Source organism: Campylobacter concisus, from assembly GCF_002914195.1.
Classification (GTDB): domain Bacteria; phylum Campylobacterota; class Campylobacteria; order Campylobacterales; family Campylobacteraceae; genus Campylobacter_A; species Campylobacter_A concisus_M.
On the sequence record NZ_PPAU01000104.1, the window covers coordinates 1 to 573 of the forward strand.

At 34.6% G+C, this 573-nt stretch carries 1 protein-coding gene; it reads left to right on the forward strand.

Annotation, left to right across the window (positions count from 1 at the left end):
• Positions 1 to 95: 95 nt before the first annotated feature.
• The coding region (locus CYP28_RS06055; RefSeq protein WP_141090916.1) for a hypothetical protein at positions 96 to 573 on the forward strand (478 nt) is incomplete at its 3' end.

Below are 573 nucleotides of genomic sequence, written 5' to 3' on the forward strand. Positions count from 1 at the left end.
GACCGACCCTACGGCAAATTATATGGTAATATTTTTTGGCATATATTTTTTTATTGTTTCCTTTTTTATGGTGATAATTCACGCATTAGACTAACATGCTCGAACTAAAAACCCACGATGAATTTTTTGAGTTTAGCCATAACTCGGTCCATAAGCTTCTAGTTCCAAAAGAGATAATATCTCAACTAGAAGCTGACTTTACAGCAATAGGCAACTTCCCAGAGATAGTTAAAGACCCTTATATACTCTTTGCTTTGCAACCTAATCAGATGAAAGAAATATACCTCTATGAAGCTGAGAAAGACAACAAAGTGGGCTTTGATGCCTTGGTGGTTACTATTCACAATGCAGGCTTGGATTTTTTGATACAGCGTGGCGATAGAACTATTATTTTTCCCGTTTTTAGCATATCCAAAGGCTATAAATTTAATGGTAGTTTTTTTAAAGAGCTTTTTACAAAGAAGCCAAAAGCCAACCCAAAAGATAGCATAGATATTATCCCAAACGGCAAATATAGATTAAGAGTAGATGATCACGTCTATGACAATGTATCATTTAAGATCATTATAGAGG